Origin of the sequence: Eggerthella sp. 1_3_56FAA (assembly GCF_000185625.1) — a bacterium.
Taxonomy (GTDB): Bacteria; Actinomycetota; Coriobacteriia; order Coriobacteriales; family Eggerthellaceae; genus Eggerthella; species Eggerthella lenta.
In genome coordinates this window covers 1,166,137-1,188,934 of sequence record NZ_GL622579.1, presented here as the reverse complement: position 1 = coordinate 1,188,934, position 22,798 = coordinate 1,166,137, and the positions used below count along the sequence as shown (strand labels likewise).

The window sequence follows — 22,798 nt, the reverse complement described above, 5'->3', positions numbered from 1 at the left end:
TTGAGATGGAGGTCGGCTCGGCGCGAAAGCCAAGGAAGCCGGATGGCAAAAAGCCCAGGCGAGCAATTTTTTCGATCGAGAGCCCTTTCCAGCTGCTTTCAAGCATCGCGATCATCAAAGACGAGGAACGTTGCATAGACTATTCCACGCTCGTTGTCTCGAACAGGTTTAAATGTGCAGAGGATTACGTTGATCGTTTGCGGGAAGCTGGAATATTCGACCAAGTCATCCTTAGCGAGTATTCATACAGAGACCCGAAAAAAGCACCCTTGAAAGAAGCGTTGCGGGGGGCGATTTACGATTCGCGTTTTGTTGAGTTATCGCAACAGTTTTCTTTTCGAGAGTACGACGTGCTGTATTTTCCCGGAGTAAACAATTTGAATCTCGAGTTGAAGATGAGCTTTGTCAAGAACGGTCATTCCGAATTGATAGACGACGGAACAGGGAGCCATAACGCCTCGATAGCAAAAGCGTACTCCTTGCTCGATCCGATAGTCAATTACAGAGAGGCGGGTTTCAACAAAATAGATTTTGCCAAATGGGTGGCCAAATGCGCAACGAGGGCACTCAAAGGCACCCGTTATTCCATGGATATAGCATCGGTTAATCTCTTTAACCCAAGCGACGGGGACAAAAAGCGATACAAGAATGTGGATGTCCGCCCTCTCGCCTATCCGCACAGTTGCTCGGAGATGCAAAGAGTGCTTCCTATCGCCAACGTCAGCGAGTACCGATCAAGGAGATTGATATATCTGTCGCTGCCCGACAACGCGCCTTCAGAGATGCTGGCCTTTGAAGAGTCCGTAATCGCGCTTTTGTGTGACGAATTTGGCAATAATTTAATCATACGGTGCCATCCTCGCAGGCCGATGGTGAATCATGTCGCCAGTGGTGCGTTCTTGGATGATGGAAAGGGGTTTTGGGAATCATACTGGGCCGAAGGTCATTTAACTTCCGGTTCTGTATTGATAGGGTTGGGGTCAAGCGCACAAGTGATGCCGAAGCTAGTGTTCGACATAGAGCCGACAGTTGTTTTCTTAAACAAGCTATACCGAGGCAATGGGACATCTGGCGACTACGGAACCGTAGAAGACTTGATGGAAAGATATGACGATAAGCGCAGGATTGCCGTCCCGACCAGCAACGAGAGTCTGCGCATCTCGATTCTCGATTCACTTACGCGCAATGCCGGACATGAAAACCCGGTGCCTGCAAATGCCGTTTAATCCGCGCGATAGCGTTGCTCGCTCGCTAGCATGGTCCTTCTTGGAGCAAGGCGGCTCGAAGGTCGTTACTCTTTTCGTTCAGATCGTCCTCGCTAGGATCCTCGCTCCCGAGGAATTTGGGATTATGGCGATTCTCCTAGTGCTGGTGAATGTTGCCGACGCGGTGTCGCAGAGCGGCCTAGGGACAGCGCTCATTCAAAAATCGAAAACGACCGATGTTGAATGTTCGACTGCATTTTGGCTGAGCATGGCAGTCGCCTCGCTCCTTTTCTGCTTGTTATTTACAGTAGCTCCCGTAGTCTCTGCATTTTACGGAGAGCGCAGTTTCACTCCTCTGCTCAGGGTTCTTTCCGTTGTCATAGTGTTCAATTCTATGAATTCCATACTACGATCTCGGCTGCAAAGCGCGATGGATTTCAAGGGACTGTTCAAAGCGAACGTTCTTGCCATCGTCGTTTCAAGCGCTTTTGGGGTAGGGCTTGCATTGTCCGGCTTTGGCATATGGGCTCTCGTCATACAAGTAGTCTCGCAGAGCGCTTGCGCGACCCTGATGCTTTATTTGGCAGCTTCTTGGAGACCCTCCCTTCTCTTTGACCGCGAAGCCGCCAAGGAGTTATTCGGCTACGGATGGAAGATCTGCGCAACAGGGATTCTGAACGTTTTGTATATGGGAGCCTCAGACCTGATAATCGGAAAGGCTTGCTCGACTGGTGATCTGGGGTACTACAGCCAAGGAAGAAAGTGGCCTGGTGCGGTTGTTTCGATAGCTAGCAATGCGCTGCAAAATGTGTTCTTCCCGGTGTTCTCGTCCCTTAAAGACGACAGGCCTGCTCTTGTTCGAATGATGAGGGCGTGTTTGCTTTCAGGATCGCTCGTAGTCGTCCCTGCAGCGTTTTTCTGCGCCGCTTCAGCCGAACCTATCGTCGCCTTGCTTCTAACGGAAAAATGGCTTCCGAGCGTTCCGATATTTCAAATGGCTTGCCTTTCCAACAGCGTTCTTCTTTTGCAATTGGTAAACCTCAGGGCGTATATGGCGCTTGGTCGCAGCGGCCTGTACCTCAAGCTCCAAGTAGTCAAAGTCGTTCTGGGAGGCGTGGTTATCTGCGCGGCTGCTGCCGTTTCAAAAGACATCTACGTTGTGTCGTTCTTTACGGCAGCAACAGCGGTGCTTTCAGTGCTGCTTGTCGATATGCAACCTGCCATGCGCTTTGTTGGGTATTCGCGCTCTTGTCAACTAAAGGATTCTCTTCCTATCTACCTTCTGTCAACTGCGGCAGCGGGTGCCGCGTTTTGCGTATCCTTTGCAGGACTCTCTTATGGTGCGCAATTGCTTTTTGAAGCAACGGTTTTTTCATTAATCTATATAGGCGGGATAAAGCTTCTAAATATTGAAGGGGCTAAGGATTTCAAGAACTTGGCAAAAAGGCTGCTCCATGAGAAAGATGAAAAACTATGAGATGCGCGCATGCGCTATCAGCATCCGAAGAACTTGGAGTTCCAAACGACGCATTCGCACGTTGCAAACGGGCTAGCTGCCGTCGACGGGAGATCACCGCCCACCCCGAACAAAGGGAGGATTGGCCCAAAGAAAGGCCAACGCAAAGAGGTACCAATTCTGAGCGTTTGGCAATATGCGAATATACAAGCAGTTTGCAGGATTTCCATTTTAGAACCCCATCTTTCACGACTTAAAAGAAACGGACGATCTTCCAATGAAGTAAAAACCAATTTGAGGGATTGGCGCAGGTCTAAAGGACACGTTCGCTCTATTGGATTGCTTCGACCTCTCGAATGCGCATACGCCAGAAAGAACATATGGATTTGGGAGATATCGGCGGTCTCGAGACATTGCCACCAATGACTAGCATCTCTTCGAGTTTTGCACTGAACGCACCTTGAAAACAACAGCATAGAAAGGAACTGCACATGCTCAATAACAAAACCATCCTCGTAACCGGAGGCACCGGCTCGTTCGGCAACGCGTTCGCCCGCCACGTGCTGGAGAACTACGATCCCAAGAAGATCATCATCTACTCGCGCGACGAGTACAAGCAGTTCGTCATGCGCAACAAATTCACCGCGCTCGGCAAAGAGGCAGGGGTCGATTACGACTCCAAGCTCCGATTCTTCATCGGCGACGTGCGCGACGAGGCTAGGCTGCGCCGCGCGTTCAAGGAGGTCGACTACGTCGTCCACGCCGCCGCCCTCAAGCAGGTTCCGGCGTGCGAGTACAACCCCATGGAGGCCGTAAAGACGAACATCGACGGGGCCATGGGCGTCATAAGCGCAGCGCTGGACTCGGGCGTGCGGAAGGTGGTGGCGCTCTCCACCGACAAAGCCGTGAACCCCGTGAACCTCTACGGCGGCACCAAGCTCGTGTCCGACAAGCTGTTCGTCGCCGCGAACGCGTATCGCGGCCAGTCCGGCACCGTCTTCTCGGTGGTCCGCTACGGCAACGTCGCCGGTTCGCGCGGATCGGTCATCCCGTTCTTCGACAACCTCGCCAAGTCGGGCGCGACCGAGCTGCCCATCACCGACATGCGCATGACGCGCTTCTGGATCTCGCTCGACGAGGGCATCCGGCTCGTCGTCAAGGCGCTCGAGGAGTCGGAGGGCGGCGAGACCTACATCTCGAAGATTCCGTCGTTCAGGGTGACCGACCTCGCGACGGCCATGGCCCCCGACCTCGGCCAGGTGGAGGTCGGCATCCGCGAGGGCGAGAAGCTGCACGAGTGCATGGTGCCGGAGGCCGACAGCCTGACCACCTACGAGTACGAGAAGAACTACGTCATCTACCCGCACATGGAGTGGTGCGACCTCTCCAAGGTCGACCTCAAGGGCGGCAGGAAGGTCGAGCCCGGCTTCGTGTACGACTCCGGGACCAACGACGAATGGCTCACGGTCGAGCAGCTCAGGGATCTTCTGTCCAACATGGAAATCAAGTACTAGGAGGCGCAGGATGGAGAAGCTGGCCATGCACGGCGGCGGCGCCGCGAGCGGGAGGCTGCTGGGATACGGCCGCCAGACGATCGACGAGGACGACGTCGCCGCGGTCGCCGACGTGCTCAGGAGCGACTTCCTGACCTGCGGTCCCGCCACCGAGCGCTTCGAGAGGGCCGTCGCGGAGGCTGCCGGCGCGAGATACGCCACCGCGGTCGCCAACGGCACCGCCGCGCTGCACGTCGCGTGCCTCGCCGCAGGGATCGGCCCCGGAGACGAGGTCGTCGTGTCCCCGATCACGTTCGCCGCGTCGGCCAACTGCGTGCTCTACTGCGGCGGTACCCCTGTTTTCGCTGACATAGATTCGAGGACTTGGAATGTTTCTCCCGAGTCAATCCGTGAGCGAATCAACGAGAAAACGAAGGCCGTCATTGCGGTCGACTTCGGAGGCGTGCACGTGGACTCCGATGAGATACGCAAGATATGCGACGAATTCGACCTCCTGTTCATCGAGGATGCCGCGCACTCCATAGGCACCGTCCATGGCGGAAAACCCGTCGGATCGATCGCCGACATGACCACCTTCAGCTTCCACCCGGTGAAGACGGTCACCGCCGGGGAGGGCGGGGCGGTCGCGACGAGCGACCCGGAGCTCGCCCGGCGCGTCGACCTGTTCGCGAAGCACGGCATAACCCGCGACCCGTCGCTCATGGGCCGTGCCGACGTCGGCGGTTGGTACTACGAGCAGATCGAGCTCGGCTACAACTACCGGATCAGCGACATCGAGGCGGCCCTCGGCGCCTCCCAGCTGAGGCGCCTTCCCGAGTTCTCGCGCCGACGACGGCAGCTGACGGCGTACTACGACCGGGAGTTCGCCGCGATCCCCGAGGTGGCCTCCCAGCTCGACCCCGCTCCCGAGGACACCACGCGCCACCTCTACGTGCTGCGCTTCGACCTGGAGGCCCTTGGCGTGAGCAGGCGGTTCGTATTCGACGCGCTGCGAGCCGAGAACATAGGGGTGAACGTGCACTACCTGCCCGTCTACCGCCTTCCGTACTACGCGGGCCTCGGCTACGACCCCGAATGCTGCCCGGAGGCGAACCGCTACTACGAGGAGGCGGTCACGCTGCCTCTGCACTGCGGGCTGAGCGACGAGGACGCCCGCTGCGTCGTGGAGGCCGTGCGCAAGGTGGTCGGCTGGTGCAGGGCGGAGAAAGGGCGGAGCGTATGAACATAGTCGGATCGAAGGCCGGGGCGAAGGCGATGCTCCTGAGGCAGCTGAGCTCCTTCTTTTTCCTGAGCGATGCGGAAGAGGCCGCCGTGAGCGGGGAGTTCGACAACGCCCTCGCCCGATGCGAGCGCTCGTTCTCGAAGACGAGGAACAAGTACTACAGCGAGGCGGGCGCGACCAGGTTCGACCCTCTTCAGGGGTGCCAGTGGTCCCGCTTTCTGTACGAGCTGGCCCGCTGCGTATTCGTCGGGAGGGAGATGGCGTCGGTGTGCGACAAGCTGTACGCACTCAACAAGGTCATGAATTCCGTCGATCTGTACTACCAGGTGGCGCTTCCCGACATCTTCACGTTCGACCACCCGCTCGGATCTGTCTTGGGACGTGCGAGCTATTCGGACTACTTCACGTTCTCGCAAGGGTGCACGGTTGGGAACAACAGGGGCGTCTACCCCAGGTTCGGCCGATCGGTCTTCATGCTGTCGAACAGCAAGGTCGTCGGCGATTGCGAGATAGGCGACAACGTGATCATCGGCGCCAACGCCTACGTGAAGGACACGGACGTTCCCGGCGGTTCCCTCGTTTTCGGGCAAAGCCCGAATCTCGTGATCAAGGAGAACAGGCTGGATTACGTGAGGGATTACGCCGAGCAGGTGTTCTCTTATGAGTAAGGTGGCTATCATTACGGCGCGCGGGGGATCCAAGCGTATCCCCCGCAAGAACATCAAGGACTTCTGCGGTAAGCCTATCATCGCCTACTCGATCGAGGCCGCGCTTGCAAGCGGCCTATTCGACGAAGTGATGGTGTCCACCGACGACAAGGAGATCGCCGACGTGGCTCGCACCTACGGGGCGAGCGTCCCATTTATGAGGAGCGAAGCGACGAGCGGCGACTACGCGACGAGCGGCGATGTTTTGACGGAGGTCCTGTCCGAGTACCGGGTCCGTGGCTGCGACTTTGATGTGCTTGCCTGCATTTATCCAACGGCGCCCTTCATGACAGCGGAAGAGCTGCGCAATGCCGCAAGGTTCCTAGAGAATCCGGAGACGAATGCCGTTGTGGCCGTAACCGATTTTGACTTCCCTCCCCAAAGGGCGTTCTTATTGGAAGACGACGGCTCTCTTGCATGGGAGCGCCCCGAAAACGCGCTCGTCCGTAGCCAAGATCTGCCGAAAACAGCTCACGATTGCGGCCGTTTTTATTTTGCACGAACGGATGCTTGGAAGTCGACGCATTCCTTTGTGATGCCGGGCTGTAAGGGATTCCGCATCGATCCCGCGCTTGCGCAAGACATAGACACTCTGGGTGATTGGGAAATGGCCGAAACGAAGTATCGGCTATGGAAATGCGAGGGGAATGCGAATGAGACTGTTTAACACAATAAGCGAAGGCGGCGTTTATTTCATTGCCGAGATGTCGGGAAATCACAGTGGAAGCCTCGAGAAGGCCATGGATATCGTACACGCTGCGGCCGAAGCAGGGGCAGACTGCCTGAAGCTTCAAACCTACACGGCTGACACCATCACTATTGACCACGATGGGTCTGATTTTATGACGCTCAAGGGGCTTTGGGAGGGTCGAACCCTTTATGACCTCTATGAAGAGGCGCATACCCCTTGGGAGTGGCAGACCGACATCAAGGCAGAGTGCGAGAAGCTGGGAATGGATTTTCTCTCCAGTGTATTCGATCCCACGTCAGTGGACTTTTTGGAGTCAATCGAATGTGGCGCATACAAAATCGCTTCGCCCGAGTTGGTGGATGTGCCGCTAATCGAATACACCGCCTCTAAGGGCAAGCCCATGATAATCAGTTGCGGAATGGGCTCCATGGAAGAAATTCAAGATGCCGTCGACGCATGTCGCCGAGAAGGAAACGAGCAAATTGTTTTGCTTAAGTGCACAAGCGAATATCCGGCCGTCTATGAAGACATGAACATTGCTACAATGGCTGACATGCGAGAACGCTTTGGTTTTCCAGTAGGCCTTTCGGATCATTCGATGGGCTATGCGGTGGACGTTGCAGCCGCCACTTTGGGTGCAAGCGTAATTGAAAAACACTTTTGCATTACGCGCGATGAGGAAACCGTCGATTCGGCTTTTTCCATGGACAAGCAAGAGTTCGCGGACATGATCGAGGCCGTGAGAAATGCCAGCGCCGCTATCGGGCGCATCGCTTATGAGCGTACGCCGCGTGAAGAGCAGGGGCTTCTCGGACGCCGATCGCTTTACGCGGTGGCAGACATTCGCGCTGGTGAGCCTTTTACAAAGCAGAACGTTCGCAGCATTCGCCCGGGTTCCGGGTTGCCGCCGAAGCATCTCCCCCTGCTTCTCGGTAAGACGGCGTCGCGCAATATAGCTTACGGCGAGCCAATAACGATTGGGGACTTGAATGGGTAACGTAAAGGGCGTGGAGTTGCGCGAGGTAACCCCCTCCGACGTTGACAGGATTTACGGTTGGGTTATCAAGCCTTGGTACGTAAATGAATTTGCTGGAAATGCTATTCCGACGCCGGAAACCCATCGGGCATATTTTGATAATGTATTCAAGTCGGGAGCCTGCTATCTTGCAGTGGAATACGACGGTGTGCACATTGGATGCGCAGGGGTCAAATACATCGAGAACGGACACGGTGAGGGTTGGTGGTATATCGGAGACGAATCCATGAGAGGAAGAGGCATCGGATCTGCCCTTATCGCCCAACTTGTAAACTATGCTGAGCTCGAACTTGGCTTGTCCAGCATGCACGCTTATGTTCTGGAAACGAACATAGCCTGTCGCCGCGCTTTAGAAAAAAACGACTTCGTCCTAGGATCGGGCAAGTTTGGAAAACTCAAGAACGTTCAAAGTGTAAGGTACGACCTCGATTTCGCGTTGAAGCATGGAAAGAAATGCTCGTCTTCCGCGTAGACGCCAATGATTCCATCTCCGCAGGCCATGTGAGACGCTGTCTTGCTATTGCGAACACATGGCGCTCAAAAGGGGGAGAATGTTTCTTCGTGTCTGCCGACGATGGAGCATCGCCTTTCATCGAGTCGGAAGGTTTTCCTCTTGAAGTGCTAGAGAGCGACTGGACGGATCTCGAATCGGAGCTTCCTGCAGTCCGCCGACTTTTGCGCCCCTATTCTGGCTCCGTATTCCTCGTTGACTCCTACCAAATTACATCGAGGTACGTTAGAGAGCTTGCAAACATGGCAAGCGTCGGATATCTCGGAACAAAACGCTTGGTATCGCCCGAATTGCGTCTGCTCGCCAATTACAGTCTCAACATAGATGATGATTTTTATTGTCGATCATATGGCAAGAAGTGCAGGCTGTTACTTGGTCCCGCGTACGCTCCGCTTCGACAGGGCTTCTTTCGCGTCCCGAGGGGAGTCCGCCGGCACGTTCGCAGCATACTGCTCACCACAGGGAATGCAGATGCCGAAGGGGTCACAGGGGTAATTATCGACAGCCTGCTTCCGACCTTGCTCCAAGAGCGCATACGGCTTCGAGTTGTGATTGGACCTTTGAACGCCTCAAAGAGACAATTGCACAAAAGGTATTCAAACTGCGAACAGGTTGAGCTTCTTGAGAATGTGACCAACATGGCGGTACTCATGCGAGAATGCGATATTGCTGTGTCGGCCTGCGGAACGACACTGTACGAGCTTGCCGCTTGCGGCGTTCCAACGGTGGGGTTCTCCATGGTTCCGGAGCAGGATGCAAACGGGGAAACCGATAAGTTGAAGGAGCTCGGAGTCATCGAGTATGCCGCTCGCGCATATGACGGGATCGCTACGTGTGCGGCGGCCGTTCGCAACAAGGTGGAAAGCTTAGTGCATGATGCAGTCCGACGGGAAGCGCTATCCAAGTCTTTCCATGAGCTTATTGACGGTTTAGGATGCGAAAGGATCTGTGACGAGATATCACGATTGGAGGCTATGCGATGAATAAGACCGTTCTCCTTCTAGGCGGTTCGGCGCAGCAGCTCGATTCCTTCGCCGCTGCAAAGCGTCTAGGATATCGCACGGTGCTTTGCGACTATGACCCCAATTGCCCGGGGCGCGAACTCGCCGACTCCTTTTATGAGGTGAGCACGTTGGATGCCGAAGCCGTGCTCGCAGTAGCTCGTGAAGAGCATGTGGACGGCGTGGTGTCCTACGCCTCGGATGCACCCGCTCCCATAGCCGCCTGGGTGTCGGAGCGTTTGAGGCTGCCAACCAACCCCTATGAGTCTGTTGCCATGCTCTGCGACAAAGGGCTTTTTCGCGCCTTTCTTTGCAAGAACGGCTTCTCCGTTCCTCGATGCGCCATTGTAGGGGCCGGAGATTCCGACTCTTTGGAGATGGCGGTGCGAGAGGTCGATTTCCCTCTCGTAATGAAGCCGGTTGATTCGGCTGGCAGTCGGGGTGTTACCGTTGTGCGCGACCCCGCGAACGCTCCGGAGGCGTTTTCTCATGCGCTCGCTCACTCGCGTAAGCGGGAAGTGGTTGTCGAACAGTACGTCGAAACAGTTACACCTGGTCGGGTCATCGAAGCGGAAATATTCGTGGAACATGGGAGAATCGTCTCCTGGGGACTTATGAGCGCTTATCGCGATCTCTCTCTCAACGGTGTGGTTCCCTCATGTTGCGTTCACCCTGCGGACATAGCAGAGACGGTTGAGGATCAAGCGCGACAAGTCCTTTCACGACTTGTTGAGCGTGCGGGCATTGTGCAAGGCCCTATGAATGTCGAGCTCATTTTTGATGCCTCGGGAAATATGTACATCATTGACGTTGGCCCACGCAACGGCGGAAACTTCCTTCCGAGTTTTTTCTCCCATATATCCGGAGATGACATTACCGCAGCTACGCTGCGCATAGCTGTAGGCGAGCCTTCCGATTTGCAAATGTTTGAGCGATCTAACGACGGCTTATGGGTGCAGTTTATGCATTATTCGCACGAGGAAGGCGTTTTTCGAGGCTTTTCGACAACGCCTGAATACGATTGCGCGCTCATTGAAACGCATCTCTATAAAGAAATCGGATCGCAAGTCGATCCGCTGAAGAGTACATCGGACTCCATCGGCGTGAGCCTTCTCCATTTTCCAGGCGAAACCGATGCCAGGACTTTAACGTCGCGGCTTCCGAAGATGTGTCATCCTGTGATCGAAGCTAGATGATCGTTTCGGGGGTGCATTCTCGGCGCGTTCATATCGGCATAACAAACGAACGCCAACCGAGAGCTCTGGTTTTCGACGAATGCAAGTTCTGAAAGAAGCCCGTCTGGATCGGCAAGCGAGAGCTCGAGGCGAAGTCGGCAGTACGTGATATGCGCTGCCCAACATCGAAGGCTTTATCGACAAGAAACGAAAGGTAGCCGCGTTGAGGAACCGCGTGCCACTGTTTGCGCGATTAGGAGAGAGCTGAGATGCCGTTATCGATTGACGGGATCGCTATAGACCTATGAGGACATTAGCGATGATGGAAGCAATATCCTAGGCCGGTTCAAACCAGCTTCTCACTGAAGAGGTTGAGTCCGAAGCTAACGTGGGTAGGGGGGTTCGCATATGCATGGCGCCATGAGAAAGATCCTGAACGGACGAAGATAGGATGTTGTCGATAAGGTCTAAAGTCCGGCGATTCGATAGCAGTTGGCGAGCCGAGGATCTCAGGGTTATTCGGGTCAAGCGGTCGCACCTTCTGAAACGGCTTTCGAAGAAGGGCGCGTCAATAGCATTATTGATAAAAAAAGAAGCCGGCTTATCTTCCGTGCTTTTGCAAAACGTGGCAGCTCCGCTCCCGGACTAAGAGTAAAACCTCGTGGACGTTGAAGGATTTTAAAACGCATGGCGCGTAGCGTGCGAAAGATTGTGGCATGAAAAGAGTTCTCCTGGTGTTCGGCACCCATCTCGAGGCCATCAAGATGTGTCCGCTTGTAAGCGAGCTGAAGCTACGCCCTGCTGAGTTCGAAACAATTGTAGCGGTCACCGGAACACCGTGAGATGCTCGATCAGGTGCTGAGCGTGTTCCATGTGGAGCCCGACTACGATTTATCCATCATGAAGCCCGGCCAGACGCTCTTCGATGTGACCTGCGACGTCCTTTCGGGCATGAAAGCGGTTCTCGAAGAAACTGCGCCGGACGTTGTGCTTGTCCACGGGGACACGACAACCTCCTTCGCCACCGCACTCGCATGTTTTTACTTGCGCATTCCGGTTGGTCATGTTGAGGCGGGGCTGCGCACGCACGACGTCTACTCTCCCTGGCCCGAGGAGTTCAACCGCCAGGCAGTCGACATTGTATCGGAGTATTATTTCGCGCCCACCAAACAGTCTCAGCAGAACCTGCTGAACGAGGGAAAGCCAGGCTCCAAGATCTACGTGACGGGCAATACCGGAATCGATGCCCTGCGAACCACGGTGAGAGACGATTACGCACATGCCGATCTGACCTGGGCGACGGGTTCGCGGTTGATCTTGATCACAGCGCACCGCCGCGAGAACCTTGGAGCGCCCATGCATCGTATGTTCCGCGCCATCCGCCGCGTGATGGAGGAGCATCCAGACACCAAGGCGATCTACCCCATCCATATGAACCCTGAGGTGAGGCGAGCCGCGCATGCCGAGCTCGACGGGTTCGACCGTCTGCGCATCGTCGAGCCGCTTGAGGTGCTCGACTTTCACAACTTCATGGATGCGAGCTATCTAATCCTTACCGATTCAGGGGGCATTCAGGAGGAAGCGCCCTCTCTCGGCAAGCCCGTGCTTGTGATGCGCGACACCACCGAACGTCCCGAAGGCCTGGCGGCGGGCACGCTCAGGCTCGTCGGCACCGATGAGGAGTCCATCTATGCCTCGTTCACCGAGCTCCTGGAGGACGAAGGGATGTACGGCGCCATGTCGATGGCGTCGAACCCTTACGGTGATGGCCATGCGAGCGAACGTATCGCGGACGTCCTCTCGCGCCAGGCGTAGCTTTAGGAGGGCTAGCGGAAAGAGCCTATCCTCAGTTGCTTAGCCTAAGAAATCCGATGTCTTCGCTATAGCCGGCTTGCGGCTGATTGACGAACTTGCGACAGATGAGGACAAGAAGTGACTTAAGATGCATAAACGCCATCTCGAGCGCGACCTGTTGATATCAGGCGATTGATCCTTGGAGAAGGTCTGCAGAGAAAGGTGCTCACGAGCTTTTCGAGATAGCCGAGGGTCGACTGCTCACGGTTTCCCTGCCGATCCGTTCGCAGCTTTCGCCGGCGGTATAGCATGCTAAGCTAGAAAAAGGGCAATTTGGCAATGCGGTTATCGTCTGCATCGATTACCGGTTCGATATAATCCAGATCGAGGGTGAGTTGTCTGTGCACAAGCGCATCGGCTCCCTGCTGGCGATCGTGTTCAGAGGGGCGTTCGCGCGCTCCTCGCTAGTTCGACGGTTGACGCATTGCCACGTATTGGACTACCGTAGAACACTGCAGCGGCGATGTGCGGAACGCCCTACAAAACTGGTGTAATAATTAGTTGGGGAATCGGATTCGGACGCGTCTTTTTCGAAAAACCTTTCGACTGAAGCAATCGGTTTGATGACGTGAGCGCATAAGTCGCGGATACCCATCCGATTCCGATGCGATTGATGGCGAAGTGCCTACGCTCTTTTTCGGAACAAACCAAAATCCAATTTTCTATTTAAAACGCTCAGACCCCATGCGCATGCGAACGAGATAATGAATAAAAGAAGCATGGTCGCCATTGGTGTTGAATTGGAATTAAGCATACTCGCTAAGTATCTAATCACAAGCCAGTGGATTAAAAAGAATTCCATACTAATATTCCCCAGGAAAACAAGAGGGTTGATTGCATTCGCAACCTGGACACCGCAACAGCACCCTGGACATTCGGGATTGCGGAGCGCTTCTTCGAGCGAATGCGGACTCCAAGCGGTCCAGATTGCTTTCAATCTTGCGATTGAAGGGTGGCATCATGGGCGCTTTGGGCGAGCAAACTGGACGGACGTCCGGAAAAGGGCATGCTGACGTAGGCCTCCGGATAGGTTTTGCAAAAGCAATCCGGACGCCTTGCGCAAACAGCCCTGCAGATCCCCACCCTGTCCCCGACAATCGATTAGGATAGAGCCGCTAGAGCCCGAGCAGCTTCGGTGTCATGATCGCGTCGTCGGGCGAAACGGCGCGCACGCCCAAGCTCTCGAGCAAGTGACAGGCAAGACCAGGGAGGCGAGCCTAATGGGCGCCGCCCCCTGGTTCGGCCTCGGATACGAGTTCAAGTGTGAGCAGACCTTGGCCACGTCGTCGAATGCGAAGGCATCGAAGTCGGTTCCTTTCGGCGGTATCTTCCTCAGCTCCACGTGGTTCTTCTCGCAGCCCCCCTTCTGGCCGGGCTTGACCGAGTCGCTGTAGAGCATCCGGGTGCGACGCGGCCATCGAAGCCGGTCTCGATCTTCGCGAAGTCCAGTAACTCCGAGCTGCGATCGCCCAGCATCACGGGAAGGGCGTCCGAGAAGGATCCCTCGCAATAGGCCTCCACCGCGTCGAGGGCGGCCTTCACATAGGCCTGGTCCTTCTTCTCGAGCAGGATGTAGAGCTGGAAGAACAGCCGGGCGAAATGAAGCGCGAGGATGCACTTCGAGTTGCGGCGAAGGCCTTCCACGCAATCTATCTGGACGGTGAGCAGCTTGAGGTCGCCCGGCAGGGCGAGCCGGTCGGCATAGGTTCGGCCGGCAAGGTCCATCTTGGACCCGCCGTCCGCCTTCTTCTTGTGCGGAGCGTACTTGACCTTCTTGGGAAGCTCGATGTTGGCGAGTCCCATCGCGCCCTTGTCCATATAGTTGTAGAAGGTTCGTTCGCAGACCGGGAACTCGGATCCAAGGGTCAGCCAGATGGCCTAGATGCTCTGTCCTTGCGCAAGGAGCCCCTTCACCTTGCCCACCATGTCCTTCAGCTCGGTTCGCAGGCGATGCCGGCATAGGCCGCGCAAGCGCGCGTCGTGAGCCGCCTGGGCGCGAGAGGCGACGTACTGCACCTTCTCGAAGGTGCAGTACGTCGCGCTTTCTGCACTTCGCGCAGACGAACGGCGCGCACTCGCGCCGCCTTTAGGCGCAGGCGAAGGCGCAGTCGCGCTGCTCGAAGTACCGGGACTGCGACAAGGTTGCGCTTTGTCCCGCATGCTCCTCCCATGCCGCAGCCTGCACCTGCAAGCGCTGCGGCATGAAGCGCTGTTGGGACGCCTGCGAAGAGTTCGACTCTGCATCGCCTTGGGCTTGAAGAACGCCCTGTTGAGCTTCACCTCGCTCGACACCGTCGTGGGCGACACCCCGAGCTTTCGGGCGATCTCCCGAAAGGGCGAGCTCTCTTTGAGCATGTCTTCTATCTCCCACCTCTCGTCGAAGTCGAGGCGTGCCCCCTTCTTTTCCGGCATGGCGTCCTCCTTCCTGAAGCCAGAAAAAGGGATCTAAAATGGTAGAAGAGCGAACCAAGAAAGAAATGAGCCCCATGTTCAGGTCAGAAGGCCTTCGCATGGAGTAAGGGCTTGCATTCCGTCCAATTGCAAGATCAAACTGGATAGGTATTCAACTTGCAAATTCAATCAAGCTATTGTATAACCGAGAAAGCACTCGGCACAAATGTCGGGTGCAATTGCATTGAGGGATTGTTCGAAGGTGTCCCTCGCACCGAAGCTAACGCTTCTGACACGAAAATAGTTCGCCATAGACGCAGAGGTTATCTCCTCGGTTAGAATACCCCTATCGGGTTGCATGTAATATGGGCACCTTTTCATACAAGGTGGTGTAGGTATAAAGACATCGATGCTTTTGACGCCACAAGCTTTCAATGCGTCGCAAACCGTCCGTACGGTTACGCCAGTAAATATCGCTTCATCGATAAGAGCAACTCTTTTGCCGGCAACAATCTCGGACATGGGTATTACATTGGATTTCAGGCTTCCGATGCGATCTCTGGTGGACAATTGAAAGCTGCGTTCTTTCGTGTCCTCCTTGACAAGAGCTTGGACGTAAGGGATGCCGGATTCGCATGCGAATCCCATTGCGTAATACAGTCCAGACGAAGGAATTGGAACGGCGCAATCTATGTCGGTTGGAATGCTTTCGCGATTGTCCAAAGCAAGTTTTCTGCCTAATTCGATTCTGTAATCAGCGATCCTTTTTCCTTTAAACGTATCGAGAGGTTTTCGCCTGTATATCAACTCGAAAGAGCAATTGCGCTGATGCTTCACCACGCGCGCACCCTCACGAGCATCTCCCAAAACTGTTCCGCCCGATTCGGTCGATAGCCGTACGTGTCGAGGTCGATCTTTAGCTAAACCGTCCCTTTCGGGAACAAGTAAAGACTCATCAAGATTAAATTCATCGGCAATTATGCGCGCCCATCTGTACTTAGTGACCGGCTCTTCGGAGCTTAAATGGACAACGCCGCAATCGAACACACGATCCCTCACCGCAAAGCAAACTTCATCTATGAGCGCGGGGTAACGAATCTGCTCGTCATCGCATAAAACAGATCGACCCGCCCCGAGGTCGTCGATCACCTTCGAGAAAAAAGTCGGTTTATCGCTCTCGCTATTGTAGCCGTAGAGTATGGGAACACGCACTATTAAGTGTCTTGGAAGTGCCGATACAATATCTTCCGCCATAAGCTTCGTATGCCCATAATAGTTTTTTGGCAACCTGCTGTCATCGGTCTCGTACATTCCGATCTTCTCACCATCGAACACATAATCGGTTGAAATGTGGATAAGCTTCGAATCGAATGCATCGCATGCCTCGCAAATGTTTTCTACGACGCGAACGTTAAGGTCGTAAGCGAGTTCTTGATTTGAAAGGCATGCGGAAGGATCCGACATGCCAACGAGATTGACAACGATGTCTGGCTTGACGACATCGAAAAGCGATATAACCTGGTTCTTGCGAATAGGATCGAGAGCGTACAAGTCAGGGGAACCTTTACGACACGTGCCCGCGACCTCAAACGACCGACTAAGTATCTGCTTCATCTTTGTTCCAAGAAAACCTGATGCGCCAATCAAGAGAACCGATAGCTTTTCAATGCCAAAAACCCTCTTTGCATGAATGTAGTCAGACGCAGTACCCACCTTGACAATACGCCCTTGAGCTTCGGCAACTCCAAAACAAGATCGTTGCAGCATTTTGTTTACCGGAACAGTGTACCAATCCTTTTCGAAGTCTCCCTTTTTCAGAATATCAAGCAAATCAACCCGATTTTTCTCTGTTAGCTTCATGGCGCAAGCGTAACGGAGTCCCGTATGCACAAGATGCTTTCCAACCGCCACAACCTCGCCTTGACCATTGACCAAGACGCCTGTCCCTGATGGATCAGTGCTCTCGGACGAGACAAGAAAAGATCCGCCTTTTGCCGCAAGCAAGGCCTCAACGCTCTCGGCATCGTAGGCCAAGTCGGAGTCCAAGACGAGCACTTCGCCGCGCACGTCTCGAATAGAATCGAGAGCGAGTTCCAAGCTATAAGCGTTGTCGGTCGTCTCGAACCTTTCGTTGACAATGATGGACGCGTCCGAGGGGATGCAGAGCCTGTCTCTCGAATACCCAGCAACCACAAGTATGTTGCATCTTTCGATTCCGCACTCTTCGAGAATGCGAAACTGTCTCTCCAGTAAGGTCTCCTCGCCAAATGAAAGCATGCATTTCGGATCACCTCCGAGCTCGCTCTCCATTCTTCTGCCGCATCCAGCCGCCAGTATTACCGCACGTGGTTTCTCGCTCATTTCTGACCTCCGAACATCTTTCTGGCCTGCAAAAGATCTTCTTCGTCATCGACCTCGCACCACCTTCCTTCTGCAATCTTAACGTAGAAGGGGCTTTCACGAAGAACGTCCGTCAAAGCTGCGGTATACCAAGTAGATTGATTCTTCTTTTTTCGCAATTCTCGACCATAGGCGACAGCGGTATCTTTAGAGAATTTGTACATGCTCGCGTACACCAATCCTGTATTTCCATATTGCTTTCCGATAGCCAAAGCGCGCATGCGCTCGTCAACGACAATGCCAGTGCTTTCGTTGGTGTCGGGAATCTCCTTACCTAAAAGTACGTTATCCCTGGGATCGTATATGAGATCCTCCAAAAGAGCTCGTTCGAAGCAAAGATCTGCATCTAGAACGACGACATCGTCGCCGAAGTCCAAAGCCTCCAAAGCAACAAGGACACTGTAAGAGTTTTCTTTAACGCTCCATTCTTTGTTGATAAGGATATTGCAGGGTTTGTTTTCGAGTTGGCCATGCAGATAGCCTGCTACAACGAAAACGTCCTGAGCTTTGATCCCCAATTCGGAAAGCAATCTCAATTCGCGATCAAGGAGAGTTTCTCCCCCTATTTCGATAAGACATTTCGGCTTGTCGTCCGTGTATTTTCCCAGTCGAGACCCTCGTCCCGCAGCGAGTATTACCGCTTTCATATTCAACTCCATCTTCTTCTTTGTTTCCATGCAGTAGAGGCCGTCTACAAACGCCATGCAGTAATCCCATGAGTTTTGCGCTCCTCCACAGGGGGAAGGCTCGCATAATCACCGAAGGCGTTCGATAGGAATTCATGCCAATGCGGTATTGCAAGGAAACTTTTCCCTTCAAAAGATATTTCTATTAAATGATCGAAATCCGATGCCCTCGTCCACCCCGTACTGAATACCGGCATCCAAACAAGCTGTCCGGCATATTCCGAGTCTTCAAACGTATGCTTCCTGGCGATTTGATCTATGCGAGAATACAGTTCTCCTGGAGTCGCAAAAGGCAGCTTTACTGCACGATACAGCCTCTTCACAGCGCCTTTCGCACCTACTAGACAATGTGGATTATGATACAAAATGTTGGCTCTTCTACACACAGACCACGAAAGCTTCCAATCCGACAGGCGCTCCGACTCTTTCGAAGCCAATCCGTCTACGGGAAATATATCTATCCAGAGGTTTTCACTGTAAATGCCTTCAAGAGATTGCTCCTGAGCTCGTATTCTCAAGTCAAACAATTTAGCGAAAGGGTACATGTAACCACCCTTTCCGCTAAAAGCCAGTTCGAAAGGTGACGAAAAAGCTTCTTCGGAAGTTAAAAGCCTCTCATAATCAGGACGTGGCATCATCACGTCAATATCATCGTCCCAGGGTATAAATCCTTGGTGCCGAACCGCTCCCAACAAGGTTCCTGCATAAAGAGAGTACCTAAGCCCAAGTTTTCGACAAACTGAGTCGAATTCGCAAAGTATCTCGAGCAATCCCTGCTTAAGCTCATCTTCGGTCAAGCGCAATGCCAACGCCTCCAATTCTCCTGCTGTTCATCATTTTTCGTTTTGATCGCAATATGGCATGTTGCCGCATTCGTTCCGAACCCGCCTTCTAAGCAAATATCGACATCTAATTGCGAATCCGCCACGAATAATCAATAGGAGCATTTCTGTGCATACACGCAGCACGGCTACACCGGCTATCGAAAACTGCCCCGTGAAAACCAAGACGAACAATCCTGCAATATGAAAGAAAGCCGAAATGGCGGATGACGTCGTCAGTTCGCGCACGTGGCCAATTGCCGCGAGCACCGGAAAGCCCAAGAGCATGGCGGGAAAAGAAAAGAGCAGAACAGGCGATACGAGAGATATCACATACGATCCGGCTAAATACTGCTCTCCCCCAAGTACCCACATCACTTCGTTGGATAAGAGGGCGAACAAGACCGACCCGACGAACACGACGGGCATACCAACTATCAGCAATTTCTTTACTAACGCAAAATCCTTGCATTTAACCATATGGGGATAGAGGCTGTTCGTAATTGGTGTGTAAAGCGACTGGATGGCATTGACCGCCGTCATCGCCACGGACCAGTAGGCTATTTCAACTTGATCAACAATAAAAACGCCTATCATTAAAGTAGTCAAAGCGGTGAAGACCGTTGTGGATGCGCCAGACAAGAAGAAGATCGATGCCTGGCGAAACAAATATGCCAGCTCCTTAGTTACCGGCCGAACAAGTCGAATCCCTTGAACCGTTAAAGCATTCGCCCAAGACCAGGCAAGGGCGATGAACGATGCAAGCGCCTCGATAACAGGCACCCAAAGCAGATCTGATGGGGCACGAACCGTGGCGAATATCAGAAACGTTGCAACAGCTTGAGACACAACGAAGCGTTTAGTAATAATGCCCATGTCTTCTTTGCCTTGAAAGATAAAATCAGGAAGCATTGCTTTGAAACACACGCCTAAGTATGCTATGGCGACATAGCATGGATTAGCCCCCATAATGGGAATTGATGAAGTGACAGGCAGGAGCGCGATGGCACCAACTACGGCGAGCATGATACGAAGCAGCGCTATCGATGATGTAACGCGATGAATCAAACCTTCGTCGTTTATGCTTTCTGCAACAACTTTCGTGCCATAAGAATTGAAGCCGTAGTCCAGGAATACCTGCATAAACGTCATAGCTGCTAAGATGTAAGCGCGAACAGCGTAAGCATCGGGTTCTAAAACGCGCGTAAGATATGGCAAGGTCAGATATGGAAAAATATACTTCGCCACCTGAAGTCCATACTGGTGAAAAATATTTTGTCTGAATCCGCTCAACGGAGTCGTCCCGAGGCGTCAGCAGCGCGAGCGGCGTAAGGAAGACCTTTCGGCTCGACCCTGTAGCTCTCCGGGAGATCATCGCCAGAAGATAGCAGCGAGATAGCGAAATAGGCTATGGTGTTAAGCGAAAGAGAGAGCAGGTATGTCGAAAAGCCCCCATAAACCACCAAAGCAAGCAGGACAATTAGATAGTATACGAAGACCCTGTGTCGAAAAGACTTCTGGGCAATTTCTTCCAAGAAGTTAGCCACTCCGCCCATAATGAACATGCCACAGAAAACACCCACCATGCCGAAGTTAATGTAAAACTCTCCGACGATCGAAGGGGTCACCCCACCACCGGCAAAGGTTTGGCCCATAGCCTCTTTCAGCCACATTGTAAAATCTTGTCCAGCGCCAGGAAGAAGCAGGTTGAAGCTCATGAAGAAGGTCGAACCAAGCATGTAATCTATTCGATCTGGAAAGAACTTGAATTGAGTATTTAAATTATATGTTAGCACGCCGAAAAAATTTACGAAGTAGTCCCCTAAGCTGGCTTCGCTGTTCAAGGTGCCACGCAAGACCGATGCAGTCACAAGGACGATGACTCCAAAAACAAGTAGGCTAAAATGAACCCCAAGCTTCATTTTTTTATAAGTCAAATACTGAAGCGCCATAATGGCGAAAGGAAGGATCGCAAGCGTTCTTGATCCTCTGCAAAGAAAAATAGTTATCGCCATGGCGGTAAGAAGCATGAAGGTTTTCTTCGGAAACCTTGCTTTCAGAACCTGATCAAATAGAAGAGGCACAACAAGAACAAGCATACCGTTGAGATATAGGTAGGGACCCATTCCGGATTGCGCTGTTATTCTTGAGGATTCAAAGTCCGAAGTCGTAAACGACAGCCCGCTTCGAAGCAGGAACAACGCGCCCGCCCCTACGCCAACTACATAAGCGACGAGAAGTACGATATTTCTGTCAAATGGATATGTGCGGATATGCCGATCTCTGCCTTTCGGTTTTTTCGAACAGCTCAGTACATAATTCCCCAGGACAAATGCTGCTAACGGGGCAAGAATTACTAAATAGTAGTTATAAACGAATACGAAGTTGCTTCTATAAAAGCCATAGACGACTGGACCTAACCCAAGCAAAACCGTGTATGCCGACCAAAAAATAAAAGCCGGATTGCATAGATCTACTTTTGTTTTGAGGAGCAAAACGATGCTTATCAAAATGTAAAGTTCCGCATAGAAAGCAACGTAAATAATACCGTTCTCCGCCATCATCGCTCACCGGCTATATCTTCAAATACTCTAGTCAGTTTGCCCGAGCTCTTTGCAGAATCATACTCCAGCGCCGTTTCGCGAGCTCGACCCTTGATCGCATCTACTATTCGCTCATCTCCGATAGAGGTGACAAAGCTTAGCGCTTCGTAAAGGGATTCCCACCTGAATGGATCGAAACATACGCAATTCCAGCCGTCAACAGCATAGCTTGATGGTCCATATTTGTCGCCAACAACAAGCAGAGCCTGACAGGACATGGCCTCAAGACCGACCAATCCAAGGCTGTCGCTCGCACGTCTTGTTGGAAACACGAATACATCAACTGCGCTATATGCGTCCGCCAAGACATGCTGACTTACCATATCTCGCTTTTCTATGTATGGTCGCAAGTTCAAACGTGATGCCAAATCCCAAAACTCTTTCTCGCAAGAGCCTTCGCCAATCACGAAAAGCTTATAATCTTTATCCTCTCTTTCAATCAATTGAGCAGCTGCCTGAAGAAACACATCCCAACCTTTGTCCTTTTCGATTCTTCCGAAAAGGCCGATGACGTAATTCGACTTTTCAAACGAAAATTTTTCTCGAGAAAGCTTCCTATCCCTTGGCGCAAATAACCGCGTGTCTACTCCGCCAGAGGGGTAGACCACTATTTTTTCGCGAGGAACGAAAAAATCCGCCTCAAGAATTCGCGCGAAATACTCTGATGGGCTAATGACGAATTTCGCTATTGCTATTAGCTTCTTGCTGTGCCGAACGAAGAAAGCATCCTTACCCGTTTCAGGAACTATGTCGTTCCCGTGGACGTTTACTACTACTCGTATCCTGGGATTTAAAACGCGACCGATCAGTATTGGGCAGGCAGTATGGGAAGCATAGTGCGCATACACTACTTCATATCTTCTCGAAGCAATGCCCAGTACGACCTTAATGAAGAAGAAAGCGTATTCCTTGAGCTTTCCAAATAGGGTGTCATGCTTGCAAATTGCGATTTTTGAGACATCCAAACCGTCTCTCAACAATTCGCGATACGTATTTTCGACAAACACCCCGTAATGGGGGTGTTTAAGTGACGGCCACATATTAGATATCAATAAAACCCTCATTTTGTATTTCAATTGACTATTGCAGCGCTTTTGCTACACCGTTCCACGCTCCACTGCTACAGCGCTCCATGGCAGACTGCCACACCCTAACAATCTAAATTGCCACGCGCCCCGAAAGGGGCGCTTCCTTTTCCGCCACAATTCCGATGGGCACAAAAGTGCCCATCGGACCATTGCGAGAAAGGAAGAAAAAATGGTCAAGTACAGAGAAATACTTCGGCAAAGGGCGATGGGGGTGAGTGTCAGGAACACAGCGTTCTCGTGCAGGTGCTCCACCGCAACGGTAAGGGCGGTGACCACCCGCGCGAAGGCGCACGGCCTCGAGTGGCCCTTGCCGGAGGAGATGAACGATGCGGCGATTCGAGCCGTCATCTATCCGGCAAAGGAGCGATCCGATATGTCGAAGGCGGAGATCGACCATCCCCGCATCGACAAGGAGATGAACCGTCCGGCATGACCAT

At 53.1% G+C, this 22,798-nt stretch carries 19 protein-coding genes and 1 pseudogene; 12 read left to right on the top strand and 8 right to left on the bottom strand.

The genetic code is table 11. From position 1 onward, the window contains the following. Positions 1-5: 5 nt before the first annotated feature. The 11 genes and pseudogenes from HMPREF1023_RS05210 (at position 6) to wecB (ending at position 12,333) form a co-directional block, all read left to right on the top strand. A complete protein-coding gene (locus HMPREF1023_RS05210; RefSeq protein ID WP_009305134.1) occupies positions 6-1,226 on the top strand; it encodes a hypothetical protein in 1,221 nt (406 codons plus the stop codon). After that, on the top strand, positions 1,186-2,682 hold the full coding sequence (locus HMPREF1023_RS05205; RefSeq protein ID WP_254882310.1) for a lipopolysaccharide biosynthesis protein: 1,497 nt from the start codon (positions 1,186-1,188) through the stop codon (positions 2,680-2,682). The genes HMPREF1023_RS05210 and HMPREF1023_RS05205 overlap by 41 nt, the downstream gene beginning before the upstream one ends. Before the next feature lie 470 nt (positions 2,683-3,152). Then, positions 3,153-4,175, top strand: coding sequence for a UDP-N-acetylglucosamine 4,6-dehydratase (inverting) (pseB, locus tag HMPREF1023_RS05200; RefSeq protein ID WP_009305132.1), 1,023 nt, complete (start codon positions 3,153-3,155; stop codon positions 4,173-4,175). Between the two features lie 10 nt (positions 4,176-4,185). Further along, on the top strand, positions 4,186-5,397 hold the full coding sequence (gene pseC / locus HMPREF1023_RS05195) for a UDP-4-amino-4,6-dideoxy-N-acetyl-beta-L-altrosamine transaminase (RefSeq protein WP_009305131.1): 1,212 nt from the start codon (positions 4,186-4,188) through the stop codon (positions 5,395-5,397). Further along, a complete protein-coding gene (locus HMPREF1023_RS05190; protein ID WP_050784808.1) occupies positions 5,394-6,065 on the top strand; it encodes a transferase in 672 nt (223 codons plus the stop codon). The genes pseC and HMPREF1023_RS05190 overlap by 4 nt, the downstream gene beginning before the upstream one ends. Next, positions 6,058-6,771, top strand: a complete 714-nt coding sequence (pseF, locus tag HMPREF1023_RS05185; RefSeq protein WP_009305129.1) for a pseudaminic acid cytidylyltransferase — start codon at positions 6,058-6,060, stop codon at positions 6,769-6,771. Before HMPREF1023_RS05190 ends, pseF begins: the two co-directional genes overlap by 8 nt. Next, positions 6,758-7,792 carry a pseudaminic acid synthase gene (gene pseI / locus HMPREF1023_RS05180; RefSeq protein WP_009305128.1) on the top strand — a complete coding sequence of 345 codons (1,035 nt, stop codon included), beginning with the start codon at positions 6,758-6,760 and terminating at the stop codon, positions 7,790-7,792. Before pseF ends, pseI begins: the two co-directional genes overlap by 14 nt. Next, on the top strand, positions 7,785-8,303 hold the full coding sequence (locus HMPREF1023_RS05175) for a GNAT family N-acetyltransferase (RefSeq protein ID WP_009305127.1): 519 nt from the start codon (positions 7,785-7,787) through the stop codon (positions 8,301-8,303). The genes pseI and HMPREF1023_RS05175 overlap by 8 nt, the downstream gene beginning before the upstream one ends. Next, positions 8,285-9,325 (top strand): UDP-2,4-diacetamido-2,4,6-trideoxy-beta-L-altropyranose hydrolase, encoded by a 1,041-nt coding sequence (pseG, locus tag HMPREF1023_RS05170; protein WP_009305126.1) that lies wholly within the window; start codon positions 8,285-8,287, stop codon positions 9,323-9,325. Before HMPREF1023_RS05175 ends, pseG begins: the two co-directional genes overlap by 19 nt. After that, on the top strand, positions 9,322-10,539 hold the full coding sequence (locus HMPREF1023_RS05165; RefSeq protein ID WP_009305125.1) for an acetyl-CoA carboxylase biotin carboxylase subunit family protein: 1,218 nt from the start codon (positions 9,322-9,324) through the stop codon (positions 10,537-10,539). The genes pseG and HMPREF1023_RS05165 overlap by 4 nt, the downstream gene beginning before the upstream one ends. A 695-nt stretch (positions 10,540-11,234) precedes the next feature. After that, positions 11,235-12,333, top strand: a pseudogene (gene wecB, locus HMPREF1023_RS05160) (non-hydrolyzing UDP-N-acetylglucosamine 2-epimerase). A 1,371-nt stretch (positions 12,334-13,704) separates the two neighbouring features. Here the strand turns inward: wecB and HMPREF1023_RS05155 are convergent. From HMPREF1023_RS05155 to HMPREF1023_RS15170, 8 genes are all read right to left on the bottom strand, one after another. Beyond that, the gene (locus HMPREF1023_RS05155) at positions 13,705-14,175 is read right to left on the bottom strand and encodes a hypothetical protein (RefSeq protein WP_156788360.1); all 471 of its coding nucleotides are present in this window, start codon (positions 14,173-14,175) and stop codon (positions 13,705-13,707) included. Positions 14,176-14,250: 75 nt separating this feature from the next. Beyond that, positions 14,251-14,727 (bottom strand): helix-turn-helix domain-containing protein, encoded by a 477-nt coding sequence (locus tag HMPREF1023_RS16160; protein WP_114519661.1) that lies wholly within the window; start codon positions 14,725-14,727, stop codon positions 14,251-14,253. Positions 14,728-14,952: 225 nt separating this feature from the next. Beyond that, positions 14,953-17,124 carry a sugar nucleotide-binding protein gene (locus HMPREF1023_RS05145; protein WP_009305123.1) on the bottom strand — a complete coding sequence of 724 codons (2,172 nt, stop codon included), beginning with the start codon at positions 17,122-17,124 and terminating at the stop codon, positions 14,953-14,955. After that, on the bottom strand, positions 17,121-17,867 hold the full coding sequence (locus tag HMPREF1023_RS05140; protein ID WP_009305122.1) for an NTP transferase domain-containing protein: 747 nt from the start codon (positions 17,865-17,867) through the stop codon (positions 17,121-17,123). The genes HMPREF1023_RS05145 and HMPREF1023_RS05140 overlap by 4 nt, the downstream gene beginning before the upstream one ends. Then, entirely contained in the window at positions 17,855-18,646 is a 792-nt protein-coding gene (locus HMPREF1023_RS15175) for a phosphorylcholine transferase LicD (protein ID WP_175282519.1), read from the bottom strand. Before HMPREF1023_RS15175 ends, HMPREF1023_RS05140 begins: the two co-directional genes overlap by 13 nt. 36 nt (positions 18,647-18,682) lie before the next feature. After that, complete coding sequence (locus HMPREF1023_RS05135; protein WP_009305120.1) at positions 18,683-19,963, bottom strand: oligosaccharide flippase family protein; 1,281 nt, start codon at positions 19,961-19,963, stop codon at positions 18,683-18,685. Continuing rightward, positions 19,960-21,234: an O-antigen polymerase gene (locus tag HMPREF1023_RS05130; RefSeq protein ID WP_009305119.1), complete on the bottom strand. Its 1,275-nt coding sequence runs from the start codon at positions 21,232-21,234 to the stop codon at positions 19,960-19,962. The genes HMPREF1023_RS05135 and HMPREF1023_RS05130 overlap by 4 nt, the downstream gene beginning before the upstream one ends. Beyond that, the gene (locus HMPREF1023_RS15170; protein ID WP_083802127.1) at positions 21,231-22,337 is read right to left on the bottom strand and encodes a glycosyltransferase family 4 protein; all 1,107 of its coding nucleotides are present in this window, start codon (positions 22,335-22,337) and stop codon (positions 21,231-21,233) included. The genes HMPREF1023_RS05130 and HMPREF1023_RS15170 overlap by 4 nt, the downstream gene beginning before the upstream one ends. A gap of 235 nt (positions 22,338-22,572) precedes the next feature. Here HMPREF1023_RS15170 and HMPREF1023_RS15415 point away from each other — a divergent pair, with 235 nt between their 5' ends. Beyond that, positions 22,573-22,794, top strand: coding sequence for a hypothetical protein (locus HMPREF1023_RS15415; RefSeq protein WP_232228686.1), 222 nt, complete (start codon positions 22,573-22,575; stop codon positions 22,792-22,794). The last annotated feature ends 4 nt before the right edge of the window (positions 22,795-22,798 follow it).